General features: G+C 46.1%; 12 protein-coding genes. 3 read left to right on the top strand and 9 right to left on the bottom strand.

Features of this window, described 5'->3' with window-relative positions; genetic code table 11:
* Positions 1–6: 6 nt before the first annotated feature.
* Entirely contained in the window at positions 7–759 is a 753-nt protein-coding gene (ispD, locus tag ICN34_RS04230; protein ID WP_216120988.1) for a 2-C-methyl-D-erythritol 4-phosphate cytidylyltransferase, read from the bottom strand.
* 23 nt (positions 760–782) lie between these two features.
* Between ispD and mfd the strand changes: the two genes are divergently transcribed.
* Entirely contained in the window at positions 783–4,325 is a 3,543-nt protein-coding gene (gene mfd, locus ICN34_RS04225) for a transcription-repair coupling factor (RefSeq protein ID WP_216120986.1), read from the top strand.
* A 20-nt stretch (positions 4,326–4,345) separates the two neighbouring features.
* Entirely contained in the window at positions 4,346–5,236 is an 891-nt protein-coding gene (gene serB, locus ICN34_RS04220; RefSeq protein ID WP_216120984.1) for a phosphoserine phosphatase SerB, read from the top strand.
* Between the two features lie 42 nt (positions 5,237–5,278).
* On the opposite strand, the gene ICN34_RS04215 is transcribed toward serB, so the two are convergent.
* The 7 genes from ICN34_RS04215 to ICN34_RS04185 all read right to left on the bottom strand — a co-directional run bounded on the left by ICN34_RS04215 (position 5,279) and on the right by ICN34_RS04185 (position 12,917).
* Positions 5,279–6,463, bottom strand: coding sequence for an acetyl-CoA C-acyltransferase family protein (locus ICN34_RS04215; protein ID WP_216120982.1), 1,185 nt, complete (start codon positions 6,461–6,463; stop codon positions 5,279–5,281).
* An 81-nt stretch (positions 6,464–6,544) separates the two neighbouring features.
* Positions 6,545–7,903, bottom strand: coding sequence for a 30S ribosomal protein S12 methylthiotransferase RimO (rimO, locus tag ICN34_RS04210; RefSeq protein ID WP_216120980.1), 1,359 nt, complete (start codon positions 7,901–7,903; stop codon positions 6,545–6,547).
* 2 nt (positions 7,904–7,905) lie between these two features.
* Entirely contained in the window at positions 7,906–8,466 is a 561-nt protein-coding gene (gene phaR / locus ICN34_RS04205) for a polyhydroxyalkanoate synthesis repressor PhaR (protein WP_072582398.1), read from the bottom strand.
* Between the two features lie 128 nt (positions 8,467–8,594).
* The gene (locus ICN34_RS04200; RefSeq protein WP_216120978.1) at positions 8,595–9,335 is read right to left on the bottom strand and encodes a 3-ketoacyl-ACP reductase; all 741 of its coding nucleotides are present in this window, start codon (positions 9,333–9,335) and stop codon (positions 8,595–8,597) included.
* Positions 9,336–9,367: 32 nt separating this feature from the next.
* On the bottom strand, positions 9,368–11,002 hold the full coding sequence (gene phaC, locus ICN34_RS04195; protein WP_072582396.1) for a class I poly(R)-hydroxyalkanoic acid synthase: 1,635 nt from the start codon (positions 11,000–11,002) through the stop codon (positions 9,368–9,370).
* A gap of 116 nt (positions 11,003–11,118) precedes the next feature.
* Entirely contained in the window at positions 11,119–11,880 is a 762-nt protein-coding gene (gene pgeF / locus ICN34_RS04190; RefSeq protein WP_072582395.1) for a peptidoglycan editing factor PgeF, read from the bottom strand.
* Positions 11,880–12,917: an RluA family pseudouridine synthase gene (locus tag ICN34_RS04185; protein ID WP_216120976.1), complete on the bottom strand. Its 1,038-nt coding sequence runs from the start codon at positions 12,915–12,917 to the stop codon at positions 11,880–11,882. Before ICN34_RS04185 ends, pgeF begins: the two co-directional genes overlap by 1 nt.
* Positions 12,918–12,937: 20 nt before the next feature.
* Between ICN34_RS04185 and ICN34_RS04180 the strand changes: the two genes are divergently transcribed.
* Positions 12,938–13,825: an outer membrane protein assembly factor BamD gene (locus ICN34_RS04180; RefSeq protein ID WP_072582393.1), complete on the top strand. Its 888-nt coding sequence runs from the start codon at positions 12,938–12,940 to the stop codon at positions 13,823–13,825.
* 72 nt (positions 13,826–13,897) lie between these two features.
* Here the strand turns inward: ICN34_RS04180 and alr are convergent, their stop codons facing one another.
* Positions 13,898–15,013 carry an alanine racemase gene (alr, locus tag ICN34_RS04175; RefSeq protein WP_192846843.1) on the bottom strand — a complete coding sequence of 372 codons (1,116 nt, stop codon included), beginning with the start codon at positions 15,011–15,013 and terminating at the stop codon, positions 13,898–13,900.
* Positions 15,014–15,036 lie beyond the last annotated feature (23 nt).

Raw genomic sequence — 15,036 nt, 5'->3', positions numbered from 1 at the left:
GGTTTCTCATTGTTTGGCGCGGGAACTTAACAGCAATTGCATTAACTCCCAATCGGCAGGATGCGTAACCTTAAAGTTACGAGCGGCACCTTCAATCAATAAAGGTTTTGCCCCAGTTAACTCGATTGCGCTAGCCTCATCAGTAACGTCAGCCTCAAGGCGGATAGCATCTTGAAGGGCATCATGCAATTGTTTTAATCCAAACATCTGTGGCGTTTGCGCTTGCCAGAGATGCTCGCGCGGAATAGTTCTCTCTGAGTGCGGGATGTTTCCAGCAATCACTGAATCTAGATCAGCCTGTTTTAAGGTATCAGCCAAGGGAACAGCTAGGATGCCACCACTATTAGATGCCTGTACTGAGTGAATGAGTTTCCCAATTAATGCCGGGGTGATACCTGGTCTAGCTGCATCATGAACCAGTATCCAGTCATCCTCAGGAATGCCTGCCTTTAGCATTGCAGCTAGAGTATTTCGGACTGTTTCTTGTCGAGTTGGTCCACCGGTTGCTACAACATGTGTATCGGCCCCAGTGTTAGCGATAGTTGCTAAGATGGGGTTCTCGATAAAGCCAGGGCTGACACCAATCCAAATAGACTGAATCAGCGGAGATCCCTTAAAGGCTTCTAGCGCATAAGAGACCATGGGTTTGCCGGCTAGCTGCTGAAACTGCTTAGGCAACTCGCCACCTAGGCGCGAGCCAGTACCTGCTGTTGGCAAAAGGGCATGGCATTTCTTAATGGAATGATTTCCAGGGTGCATACCTGATTCTATAATGAGCGCAGATGTCTGATGCATTAAATCTAGCACCCCCTATACCTGCTCCGCGGGCTGGGCAGCGCTTTACCTTTTCAGGGCTGGTGGGCTCGGCAGATGCCGCTTTAATCGCTCAAACCGCCCTGCGCTACCGTGATCAGTTTTCAGTGATGGTCATTTTTTGTGCTCAAGCCCAGGAAGCGCAGAGGCTTCTGGAAGAAATCCCCGCTTTTGCTCCGCAGCTAAAAACCCGGCTTTTGCCTGATTGGGAAATTCTTCCTTATGACCATTTTTCACCGCATCAAGATTTGGTTTCAGAACGACTCGCCACTCTGTATGAATTACTGAATGGTAGTTGCGATATTGTTTTAGTTCCAGTGACAACTGCTTTGCAAAGATTGGGGCCGCCGAACTTTTTATCTGGCCATACTTTTTTCTTTCGGCAAGGTGACAAACTGAATGAAGCTGCACTAAAGCTGCAACTGCAACAAGCTGGCTATGATCCTGTGAGCGCTGTAATGCGTCCCGGTGAATATAGTATTCGGGGTGGTTTATTTGATTTATTTCCAATGGGATCGAATCTGCCATATCGATTGGATCTCTTTGGTGATGAAATTGAACAGATTCGGGCATTTGATCCGGATACGCAACGAAGCCTTTACCCCGTCAAGGAAGTCCGTCTACTTCCTGGCCATGAATTTCCATTTGATGATGCTTCACGAACCGCTTTTAGAGGTCGCTGGAGAGAAGTATTTGAGGGTGATCCGAGTCGCTGCTCTATTTACAAAGATGCCAACCTAGGCATACCTAGTGCAGGTATTGAATCCTACCTACCCCTCTTCTTTAAAGAGAAATCCAACCTTTTTGATTACTTTCCACGCTCAGGTGATCCTGTATGGCTTGTCAGCATTGGTGATGTTGAAGAAACCATCAAAGGGTTTTGGAAGGACACGCTTTCTCGTTATGAGTTCCTCAAACACGATCTTGATCGCCCCATTCTCCCTCCAAAAGAATTATTTCTGGATGTCGACGAATTTTTCTCTACCTCTAAATCGTATGCACGACTAACACTAGAAAAAGACGGCGCTGAAAAAAGTCAATTCTTAGCTGTACCAGATATTGCGGTCCATCGCCGCGATACTGATCCGATAAATCTTCTCAGAAAAGTGGTGTCATCTGAAAAGGTTCGTGTATTAGTTTGCAGCGACAGTGCAGGACGTAAAGAATCGATTCGACAGCTCTTTGATGAAAGTAACTCGGTTGCTGGATTGGACGGTAAACCGCTCTACCCGCTAAAGCCAGAGAGCTTTGACAGCATTGCCGAGTTTATTAAAAGTGATTCATTATTTGGATTGGTCACTGCACCACTCTTTAATGGATTTTCATGGCCAGCTGAAAATCTCCTCGTTATTACCGAGGCAGAGTTATTTACTACAACAGCACGACAGAGGCGTAAAGGTAAAAGTAATGAGAATGCTGATCCTGACATGCTCTTTAAGGATCTGTCTGAGCTAAAGATCGGCGATCCCGTAGTTCATGCTGAACATGGCATTGGTCGCTACCAGGGATTAGTGCTTCTGAATTTAGCTCCTCCTAAAGAGGCGCCAATTTTTGAAGAGTTTTTGCATTTGCAATATTCAGGACAGGCAACTTTGTATGTTCCTGTTCAGCAATTACAAATGGTCACACGTTATGCAGGCTCTGACCCTGATTCAGCTCCACTGCATCAATTAGGTTCGGGCCAATGGGATAAGGCCAAACGCAAGGCCGCCCAACAAATTCGAGATACCGCAGCAGAGCTATTAGGTCTCTATGCGGCTAGAGCGATACGCAAGGGTCATGCTTTTGAATTCTCAGCCCATGACTATGCTGCTTTTGCAGAAAGCTTTGGCTTTGAAGAAACTCCAGACCAAGCCAATGCTATTGCAGCCGTTATTGGTGATATGACGAGCGGCACGCCAATGGACCGCTTAGTCTGCGGAGATGTTGGCTTTGGGAAGACCGAAGTAGCGCTCCGAGCAAGCTTTGTTGCAGTCATGGGCGGCAAACAAGTCGCCATTTTGGCGCCAACCACCCTACTAGCTGAGCAACATGTGGCTACCTGGAAAGATCGATTTGCCGATTGGCCGGTCCGCATTGTTGAATTGTCACGCTTTAAAACAACCAAGGAAATTAATGCAGCCCTAGAGGCCATTGCCAAAGGTGATGCAGACATCATTATTGGCACACATAAGTTACTTTCCAAGGAGACGCAATTTGCCAATCTTGGCCTAGTGATTGTGGACGAGGAGCATCGCTTTGGAGTACGGCAAAAAGATGCTCTTAAGGCATTGCGTGCTGAAGTCGATATTCTGACGCTAACTGCTACGCCCATCCCAAGAACCTTGGGCATGGCTATGGAAGGATTACGTGAGTTCTCTATTATTGCCACTGCCCCTCAGAAACGTTTGGCGATTAAGACCTTTGTTCGTCGAGAGGGAGATGGCGTTATTCGTGAGGCCGTGCTTCGTGAAATTAAACGTGGCGGCCAGGTCTACTTCCTGCATAACGAAGTTGAAACGATTCAGAATCGCAAGCATGCTTTACAAGAGCTGATTCCGGAGGCACGTATTAGTGTTGCGCACGGACAGATGCATGAACGCGAGCTGGAATCTGTCATGCGTGAATTTGTTACCCAGCGTACCAATATTTTGCTGTGTACCACGATTATTGAGACTGGCATTGACGTACCCACAGCTAACACCATCATCATGCACCGCGCCGATAAGTTTGGTTTAGCTCAATTACACCAACTGCGTGGCCGTGTAGGTCGCTCACATCACCAAGCCTATGCTTATTTACTAGTGCCAGATCCTGAGGCACTCAGTAAGCAAGCGCAGTTGCGTCTTAATGCCATTCAAGCCATGGAAGAGCTGGGCTCTGGCTTCTATTTAGCTATGCATGATCTAGAAATTCGGGGTGCTGGTGAGGCCCTAGGCGACAAACAATCCGGTGAAATTCATGAGATTGGCTTCCAGCTGTATACCGAGATGCTTAATCGTGCTGTTAAGTCCCTGCGCAGTGGGAAGGAGCCTGATTTACTTTCACCATTGCAAGCAACCACCGATGTCAATCTTGGCGTTCCCGCCCTATTTCCAGAGGACTACTGCCCTGACGTTCACGTGCGCCTATCCTTATACAAGCGGTTTGCTGGTACAAATGATTTTTCTGAGCTCATGGGGTTGCGTGAAGAATTGGTTGATCGTTTTGGCGACCTTCCCGATCAAGCTAAATCGTTTTATGAGACCCATCGTCTACGTTTAGAGATGACCGGCTTTGGAATTAAAAAGATTGATGCCACACCTGCATCTATTCAGATTCAATTTATCCCAAATCCACCGATTGACCCAATGAAGATTATTCAGCTTATCCAGTCCTCTAAGCATATTCAACTTAATGGCCAAGATAAGCTTAAGGTGCTTCCTCAAAAAGACCGTGAATTCGAGAAGTTAGAACAACGTCTTGACGCTATACGCAATATCTTGCGACGCCTCAACGATTCTGCAGTATTGAGCTCTGCAAAAGTAAACTAACAATCCGATATTATTAAGACATGCCCAATTACCAAGTTCTTGTTGCCCTGTCTAGAGAGCCTATTGCTGATAAGCTCGTATTTTCATTAAAAGATCAGGCCTTAAAGTTTGGCATTTCACTGCACTCTAGCGGCGGCCAAACCAGCAACGGGAGCTATTACTCCGAGCGTTTTGAATCAAGTGCCCATCTGGATACAACTCAACGTGAGCAACTGCGAACTATTGCAGCAAGCTTTAATGCCGATCTGTGCTTTCTAAAGCCAAATCTATTGCCACAAGACATTCGTGTACTAGCAATGGATATGGATTCAACGTTGATTAATATTGAATGCATTGATGAGATTGCTGATTTCACAGGCAAGAAGTCCGCTGTAGCTGAAATTACCGAAGCTACTATGCGTGGTGAAATCAAAGACTTTAAAGAAAGTTTAAGAAGGCGAGTTGCTCTTTTAGAAGGCGTACATGCTGATGCACTTGAATCTGTTTATCGAGAGCGCTTACGACCCAACCCAGGAGCAGTAGAACTTTTAGCCGGGGCTCATGAACGTGGTTTGTACACCCTGCTTGTCTCAGGCGGCTTTACTTTCTTTACTGAAAAATTACGTCAAGAGCTTGGCTTCAAGCAATCTCAGGCGAATACGCTAGAAATCATCGATGGCAAGCTTACCGGCAAGGTTCTTGGCGACATTGTCGATGGCGCAGCGAAGGCCGCCCATCTAGACGAAGCTTGTGCTCGCCTTGGCTGCACAAAAGCGAATGCCATCACCATGGGTGATGGTGCCAATGATCTGATAATGATGAATGGCTCAGGCATCAGCGTTGCTTACCAAGCAAAGCCTGTTGTCAAAGAAAAAGCCGACGCGGCTTTCGACCGAGTCAGCTTAGATGCTGCTTTACTACTGATCTCTTAAGCTTTTACCCAAGAGATCAGGGTAATAGTTATGCGTCTATGTTTATAGTCGCTCAAAAATAGTAGCGATACCTTGTCCACCACCAATACACATTGTTACCAAAGCATATTTACCTTGAACGCGGTGTAACTCATGGATTGCCTTAGTAGCAATCGCAGCGCCAGAACAGCCAATTGGGTGACCCAAAGCGATTGCACCACCGTTGACGTTAGTCTTGGCTGGATCTAAACCCAAACCTTTAGTAACAGCCAACGCTTGTGCAGCAAAAGCCTCGTTAGACTCAATTACGTCCATTTGATCCAATTTCAGACCGGCGCGCTCAAGAGCTAATTTGGTTGCAGGAATTGGGCCTTCACCCATGATGTGGTTTGGAACACCAGCAACTGCATAAGACACCAAGCGAGCGATAGGCTTATGACCGGCTTTCTTTGCAGTTTCAGCATCAGCCAATACAAAGAATGCGGCACCATCATTAATGCCTGATGCATTACCAGCCGTTACGGAACCACCCTCTTTTTTGAACACTGCCTTCATCTTGGCAAGCGTTTCCATCGTAGTTTCAGGCTTCACATGCTCGTCGGTATCAAACACTACATCACCCTTACGAGTTTTAATAGTGATTGGCACGATCTGAGATTTAAAGCGACCTTCTTTAATTGCATTGGCGGCACGACGATGCGATTCAACGGCTAGAGCATCTTGCTCATCACGTGTTAACTTCCATTTTTCAACAAGATTTTCTGCTGTAACGCCCATATGACCAACACCAAATGGGTCAGTCAAAATACCAACCATCAAGTCGATCATTTTGGTATCGCCCATGCGTGCACCACTGCGCATCGCTGGAGAGCCATACATGCCACGGGACATTACTTCCACGCCACCACCAATGCCATAGTCACAATCGCCCAACATAATTTGCTGTGCGGTTGTAACAATTGCTTGCAAGCCAGAGCTACACAAACGATTTAATGCCATTGCCACTGATTCCATTGGCAGGCCAGCCTGGATAGATGCAACCCGTGCTACATAACCATAGCGGCTATCTGTAGGAATGGTGTTGCCCACAGTAATGTAATTAATCAAAGCAGGATCTACGCCTGAACGTGCTACCGCCTCTTTCATCACGATACCGCCGAGCTCGGAAGGCTCAAAACTACTGAGAGCGCCATTAAAGGTGCCAATTGCGGAACGAACTGCACTTAAGACAACGACATCACGACTCATATTAATCCCCTTTGCTAAGCCCAATTAATAGGCTGACTTTGTACTAAATAAGTAATCCAACTATCAGTTTTATTGCATTCGTCAAGTTTCGGCTATTAGGTCATGCCCTTGGGAGCTATTTACAGTAGCCTTGATGATTTCACCGGCACGATAGCGCTTAGAGGGCTTGCTAGGAGGCAAAACCCTCACTAGACCATCAATTTCTGGGGCATCGCCAATCGTTCTGCCAATTCCACCAGACTGATCTACCCGATCAATGATGACCTGAACACGCTTGCCTATTTTTTTAGCAAGCCGTTTTATTGAAATATCTTCGGCTTTAGCCATAAACCTGGCGCGCCGCTCTTCTCTAATTTCAGAAGGAATTGGGTTATCCAATTGGTTTGCTGTAGCACCCTCAACGGGTGAATATGCAAAACAGCCAGCGCGATCAATTTGCGCCTCATCCAAGAAATTAAGAAGGTGTGCAAACTCTTCTTCAGTTTCTCCAGGAAAGCCTGCAATAAAGGTGCTGCGAATAACTAAATCAGGACAAGCTTCGCGCCACGCTAAGATGCGCTCCAAATTCTTCTCACCACTCGCAGGACGCTTCATGCGCTTGAGAACATCTGGGTGGGAATGCTGCAATGGAATGTCCAAGTACGGTAGAACACCATAACCATTTTCCGAAAACTCGGCCATCAAAGGCAACATATCATCCACATGCGGGTAGGGATAAACATAATGCAATCGCACCCAAGCCTGATGCTCGCGAGCAATTTGATTTAAAGCATTTACCAAATCAAACATTTTCGTTTTGACTGGTTTGCCATCCCAAAAGCCAGTGCGATATTGAATATCAACACCATAGGCGCTGGTGTCTTGTGAGACAACTAGTAACTCTTTTACGCCAGACTCAAACAATCTTTTAGCCTCAAGCAACACTTCACCAATCGGCCGTGAAACTAAATCACCACGCATATTGGGAATGATGCAGAAAGTACAACGATGGTTGCAGCCTTCACTAATTTTGAGGTAGGCGTAATGCTTTGGTGTCAGTTTGACGCCAGCCGGGGGAACTAAATCAGTGAATGGATCATGCGGTTTAGGTAGATGCAAATGAATGGCTTGCATTACCTCGTCGGTAGCATGAGGCCCAGTAACAGCGAGGACCTTAGGATGAATGCTCGAGATAAGATCATTGCCGTCGGCATTTTTTCTGGCGCCTAGACAACCAGTCACAATGACTTTGCCATTTTCAGCGAGAGCCTCGCCAATAGCCGAAAGACTCTCCTCTACGGCTGAGTCAATGAAGCCACAGGTATTCACAACTACAAGATCGGCGCCAGAGTAATCCTTGGCGGTCTCATATCCCTCAGCGCTCAATTGCGTCAGGATAAGTTCAGAGTCTACAAGTGCCTTAGGGCACCCTAAGGATACAAATCCAATTTTCCCGGCCACAACTATTCTTTTTCAGGTTTATTGGACTGAGGGGTAAATGGAAAATTTCCAAAGATATTCTGTGAGCCTTGTACCTGCTCTTGCATTTTGATAAAGAGATCTTTGCTTTGCTCCATGTAGTTACCCATCAAACCTTGCATCAGCGGGTTTTGGAGATTCATCATTTGTGACCAAGCCTCTGGCGTACTACCAGCACCAAGACCCTTTGTTTGATCACCAAGCTTATTGTGGATATCTACAAACGATTGCATGGTCTTTTCAAGATAATTTCCCATCAAACCTTGCATGGAGTTTCCATAAAAGCGAATGATTTGAGAGAGCATTTGTGAAGAGAACACTGGTGCGCCACCAGCCTCTTCCTCAAGAATGATTTGCAGCAAGATGTTGCGCGTTAAATCTTCTTCAGTTTTAGCATCGACCACTTTGAATACTTCATTGGCCATAACTAAGTTTTTGATGTCAGATAGCGTGACATATGTACTTGTCTGGGTATCGTAGAGACGACGATTCGGATACTTCTTGATGAGCCGATCTTCGCCAGCTCGTTTAGCGCGGGTAACCATGTATTTTCCTTACTATTTACTGCATCGCAACATCAGCGTAGTTTAGCCTTAAGTTGACCAAAAGGTAAATACGCTGTGTTGCGTACTGCATGTACTTCAAATACTGAATTAATTGTTGCAGTGCAATATTAACCAGTGTGGATACCGCCGTTTAAGGAAAAGTCTGCACCAGTTGCATAGCCACCATCTTCAGAAGCAATCCAGCAGCAGATAGAGGCTATCTCTTCGGGAGTGCCCAAGCGCTTGACTGGAATGCCAGAAACGATCTTTTCTAGGACGTCTTCGCGGATGGCTTTAACCATATCAGTGCCGATATAACCAGGGGATACCGTATTTACAGTAACGCCCTTAGTGGCAACTTCTTGAGCTAGGGCCATAGTAAAGCCGTGCAGACCTGCCTTTGCAGTCGAATAGTTCGCCTGACCAAACTGGCCTTTTTGACCGTTTACAGAAGAAATATTAATAATCCGGCCCCAGTTGTTTTCAACCATACCGTCAATCACTTGTTTGGTAACGTTAAACAAGGAATTCAGATTGGTATCAATCACAGCTTTCCATGCGTCTGGGGTCATTTTGCGGAAAACGCTGTCACGGGTAATGCCGGCGTTATTTACCAATACGTCTACGCGACCCACTTCAGCCTTAACCTTTTCAAAGGCTGCAACCGTACTATCCCAATCGGAAACATTACCCTCAGAAGCGATAAAGTCATAACCCAAGGCTTTTTGCTCACCAATCCAGCGATCTTTACGCGGAGAATTTGGACCGCAGCCTGCAATCACTTTAAAGCCATCTTTAGCCAGACGTTGACAGATGCCGGTACCAATACCACCCATACCACCAGTTACATATGCGACTTTTTGAGACATTACTTTCCCCTTTTTAAAACCTTCGTTAATTATTAGTTGAGTTCCGGTGTTGCTTTTTCTTTTACATACACACCAGGTGCTGCTTCCATTTTTTTGTATTTTGTATTTCCAAAAGTAGTACTTGCTGCTTTCTTTGCACCACCAAATTGCTCAAGCCATTTGGTGTAATCAGGCCACCAACTGCCTGGTATTTGTTTTGCACCCTCTAGCCACTCCTGGGCTGTTGGAGCAATCTCGTTATTTTCAAAGTAATAGCGCTTATTTTTTGCCGGAGGATTAATCACCCCTGCAATATGTCCAGACGCACCTAATACAAAGTGATTCTTACCTTTGAGAAGATGAGTTGATTCATAAGCAGATTGCCACGGAACAATATGATCTTCTTGCGATGCATAAATATAGGCGGGGCAATTGATTTTTCCGAGATCTACTTTTTCACCGCAAATTTTTACTTTGCCAGGCTTGACTAAATCATTTTGCAAATAAGTGTGGCGCAGATACCAGCAGTACATTGCACCAGGAAGATTGGTGGAGTCGCCGTTCCAATACAGTAAATCAAATGGGGGTGGTGAGTTGCCTTTGAGATAGTTCTCCACTACGTAGTTCCATACCAAATCATTGGGTCGCAAGAATGAAAAGGTGTTGCCCAAATCAAGGCCTGACATCATGCCGTACTTGCCACCTTTACCACCAATAGAGTTCTCGCGCATCTCCACCATACCTTCATCGATAAAGACATCGAGAATTCCGGTATCCGTGAAATCCAATAAAGTGGTTAGGAGCGTCAAGCTTGCTGCTGGGTGCTCGTTACGGGCTGCCAGCACGGCTAATGCAGAGCTAGTTAAGGTGCCGCCAACGCAGAACCCTAAGATATTAATTTGCTCGGTATCGCCGATTTCTTTTACGACTTCAATTGCTTTGATAACGCCCTTACCTACGTAATCATCCCAACTTACTTCCGCCATGGAAGCATCTGGGTTCTTCCAGGAGACCAAGAACACGGTATGACCTTGGCTCACCATATGGCGTACTACAGAGTTGTCAGGCTGTAAATCGAGAATGTAATACTTATTGATGCATGGTGGCACCATTAAATAAGGGCGTTCAAATACTTGCTCTGTTAATGGCGTGTATTGAATTAGCTCGAATAACTCATTACGAAATACCACATGACCTTCTGTAGTGGCAATATTTTTGCCCACTTCAAAAGCAGATTCATCTGTTTGAGAGACCTTACCTTTTTTCATATCTCCCAACAAATTCACAATCCCTTTTTGAATAGATTGCCCTTGGGAGCTAATAATGCTTTCCAATACTTCTGGATTAGTCGCTATAAAGTTTGATGGCGAAAGCGCATCAATCATTTGCTCAGTAGTAAACAGAATTTTTTGCTTTTGCTTCTCATCTGCATCTACTGCGTTGGCCAATGCCATCAGATGTTTAGAGTTAAGCAAATAGGTTGCAGCAATCACTTTGCTCCAGGATGAGTGCCAAGCCTTCCCCGCAAAACGGCGATCTTTAACTTCAATGGCCTCAGGGTTAGTGGCAATGTGTGCCAACTCCGTGAAATATTCTTTCTGGATTTCAGATAAACGCTCTGGTGGAATTAGCGCCATATGATGCGGTGCCAAAGATGGTGTTGCACCGGTATTCATGCCTGCAAACATAGTAGTCTCTTCAATTAATTAGAGACATTCTCCGCCCTTAAGCACTATAGAGTTATACGCAATAACCCTAGCTTGGTGCACGGGCTAGTACTAACCCGCATGCTTTTGTGCACAAGCTATTTTTCAATCCAGATAGCTGAGGCAAATCTTCCAGTCTTGCCATCACGACGGTAAGAAAAAAACTGGTGCTGATCTCGAACAGTGCAGTATTCGCCACCGAAAATCATTTTTACGTCACAAGCCTCTAAACGTGCTCGTGCCAACAGGTAGATATCTGCAAGAAACTTTCCAGGTTTATGAGGTATTTCTGTGAATGCATTTTTTGGAACAGGAAAGCCGGAATCTTGAAATGACTTCACAACATCCTCTCCAACCTCAAATGATTCAGGTCCAATTGCTGGTCCTAGCCAAGCCATGAAGTCTGCCGCAGTGGATCCATCAGAAATTTTGAGCAACTCAGTAATCGTATTTTCCAGAATTCCAGCACAAAGACCCCTCCAGCCAGCATGTGCAGCACCAACGGCAGTCCCTTTGGAGTTAGTAAATAACACTGGCAAGCAGTCTGCCGTCATGATGACCAAGACCTCTTCAAGAGCATTAGTAACCGAGGCATCAGCCTCAATTGCCAGCCCCCGGTTTAAGTCTCGACTTTTCGGAGTGCTTACTGTTGTTTGGTGAGTCTGCTTTAACCAGATAGGCTCACCCGGCATGTCTTTAGTAAAAATAGCTCTATTGGCCAAAACATCTTCAACGCGGTCGCCCACATGATCGCCCAGATTTAGAGAATCATATGGAGCTTGACTTACCCCGCCTAACCTTGTGCTGACTGCTGTGCGCACCGACTTTGGGGCGGGCCATTGAGGAGCAACCAATCTCATCAGCGTGCCTCATTTTCAATAGAGGCCAACACAACAGATTCTTTCGGAAGAACTTCGTCACTCATTCCAACTTGCGGTAATAAGTCCAATAAATCCTGTGGTGGCAAGCGGAACCAAGTCATCAACTCATGTTTCACCGGATGTTGAAGACTTAAAGCAAAGGCATGTAAGGCCTGGCGATTAAATGACAGATTTTTAGCTACACCCGGAACCTTTTTGCGGTAGACCGGGTCGCCCACCAATGGAAAACCGAGTGATTCAAGATGAACACGAATCTGATGCGTGCGCCCTGTTTCCAGGCGACACTCTAACAATGTGACAGCAGCCTCTCCAACCAAACCCTTGGCTAAGCGTCGAAATAAAGTAGCTGCTGGTTTTCCTTGGGGACTGCCTGCGGACATCTTTAGGCGATCTCGCTGATCACGCCCAACCGAAGCCAGGACTTTGCCTTGACTGGGGGCATCACCCCACACCCAAGCCAAATAGCGACGTCCCACCGTTCTTTCTTGAAGTTGACGTACTAGGGAGGTTTGGGCTTGAGATGTTCTCGCCACGACCATGAGGCCTGAAGTGTCCTTATCCAGGCGATGCACTATTCCCGCCCTGGGGAGCGATTTGAGCTCAGGATAATAAAATAAGAGGCCATTTAACAGGGTTCCGGACCAATTTCCCGCTGCTGGGTGTACCACGAGGCCAGGCGGCTTATTGACCACAATGATGTCCTCATCCTCGTAGACCACATCCAGGGGAATATCTTCAGGGTTGAAGGCAAACTGCTCGGGCATTTCCTGTGGGAAAACCTTAACACTCTCGCCGCCATGGAGCAAATAACGGGCTTTAGTAACCTTTCCATCGACCATAACGGCGCCAGCTTCAACCCAAGCCTTAAGGCGATTACGTGAATAATCAGGCAAAGACCCTGCTAGCACCTTGTCCAAGCGCTCGCCAGCCATCTCCAAAGGGATATCTAGGGAGATGAAATCCTCATCATCGATATAATCAATGGGATTCGATTCAGGAGTTTCCGGCAATGCCACGCTTAGAGAGCCTTTCAGTTATGTCCGACGTAATATCAGACGCCAGTTTAAGGCTTGCTGGGAATTCTTCCTCACAAAAAAAGAGCTTCCATATAAGTGGCACTCCATTTGCCCTGCTTTTAGCCTTCGTGTTCGCATTAATGCTTTTGGGTGGATGCGCAGGTAGCGATGGCAGCAAAGATGACACAGACATCTGGTCAGAGGCAAAACTCTATTCTGAAGCCACTGACAAACTCAATGATGCTGACTTTGCTAAGTGCGGCAAGTACTTTGAAAAATTAGAGGCACGCTTTCCTTTCGGTCCCTATTCACAACAAGCACAAATTAACTCTGCTTATTGCTACTGGAAAGCGCAAGAACAAACTCAAGCACTGGTTGCGATTGATCGCTTTATTAAATTACATCAAGGTAGCGAAAGTCTAGATTACGCTTATTACTTAAAAGGACTCATTACCTTTAATGATGACTTGGGATGGCTTGGCAATTTTACTGGCCAGGACCTCAGTGAGCGAGACCCTAAAGCTGCTAAAGAAGCTTTTGAGTCGTTCAAAGTAGTAGTGGATCGTTTCCCAGACAGCAAGTACGCTCCAGATGCATTAGATCGCATGCGCTATATAGTGAATTCTCTTGCTGAGGCGGATGTGATTGTTGCGCGCTTTTATTATCAACGTGGTGCCTATCTGGCCGCAGCCAATCGCGCTCAGCTAGTTATACGTGATTACGATCGCGCACCTGCAGTTGAAGAGGCGCTCTACATTCTCACCAAGTCTTATGAGAAGCTCGGCATGGTTGAACTAAGCAATGATTCAGCCCGCGTCTTCAAATTAAACTTCCCAGACAGTCAAATGATGATCACCGGTCAACGTGTTCAAAAAGAACGCAGATGGTGGCAGTTCTGGAATAAGTAAGATTGTTTCAATATCAACAAAAATCCTCCGCTGTGGAGGATTTTTTATTTACTGGCTTGGCATTTTCTTTATCTACTGGATCTCAACAGGAACCCTAGGCGCCACAGCACAAAGCAACTCATAACCAATGGTTCCACTCATTTGCGCCACATCATCGACTGGAACTTTGTCACCCCAGAGTTGAACTACGCTACCGATGCCTGCATTTGGCGCATTGCTTAAATCAATCGCCAGCATATCCATAGAGACTCTTCCAACCAGAGGGCAAATGATCCCATGATTACGATTGCCAACCCAAACTGGCGTGCCATCTTTAGCATGACGTGGATACCCATCAGCATAGCCACAAGCCACAATGCCGATACGCATGGCATTAGGTGCCTCATAACGACCGCCGTAACCAATGCGATCCCCTTTTTGAAGTTCTTGAATATCAATAATTTCACTATGAAGTTGCATGACCGCCCTGAGATTGGCATGCTCAATATCAGCATGCAGTCCTGTTGGTGATGCGCCATAGAGCATGATGCCTGGGCGCACCCAATCGCCTAAGGCGTTGCGATGCCACAAAATAGCTGCAGAGTTTGCTAGTGATGTTGCACCTTCTAGACCAGCAATCGTTTCATTAAATAACTCTTGTTGACCTCCAACTGAGGGTAACTGATCCACTTGATCAGCATTGGCAAAATGGGTCATGTGGTGCATGTGATAACCAGTTGCATGCAAGCGATGAAAAACAGTTCGATATATTTCGGGCTTAAATCCCAAGCGATTCATACCGGTATTCATCTTTAGAAAGACACTTAAAGGCTTATGGTTTTTACCTTTAAATCGCTCCAGCCAATCTACTTGAGCATCACAGTGGACCACGAGGTCGCATGCTAAATCTTCCGCTCGGCTTAGCTCATTTTCATGAAATAAACCCTCTAAAAGGAGGATGCGCCCTTGCCAGCCGTGCTCCCTTAACCAGGCAGCGTCCTGTATATCTAACAAGGCAAAGCCATCCGTAGAGGACAGCCCCTTTAATGCAGCCTCAAAACAATGACCATAGGCTCGAGCTTTGATGACAGACCAGATTTTGGATTCTGGCGCCAATTCCCGAACTCGGTTTAAATTATGCCGAAAGGCGGCAGTATCAATAGATGCCAAAATTGGTCTATTAATCAGGCCGTTAGCTGAATCACCCATTTTCACCCCTCCTTTCATGCTTT

This window comes from Polynucleobacter sp. Tro8-14-1 (assembly GCF_018881655.1).
Lineage (GTDB): Bacteria > Pseudomonadota > Gammaproteobacteria > Burkholderiales > Burkholderiaceae > Polynucleobacter.
The sequence above is the reverse complement of the archived record's forward strand: the minus strand, read 5'-3'. Positions and strand labels throughout refer to the sequence as shown.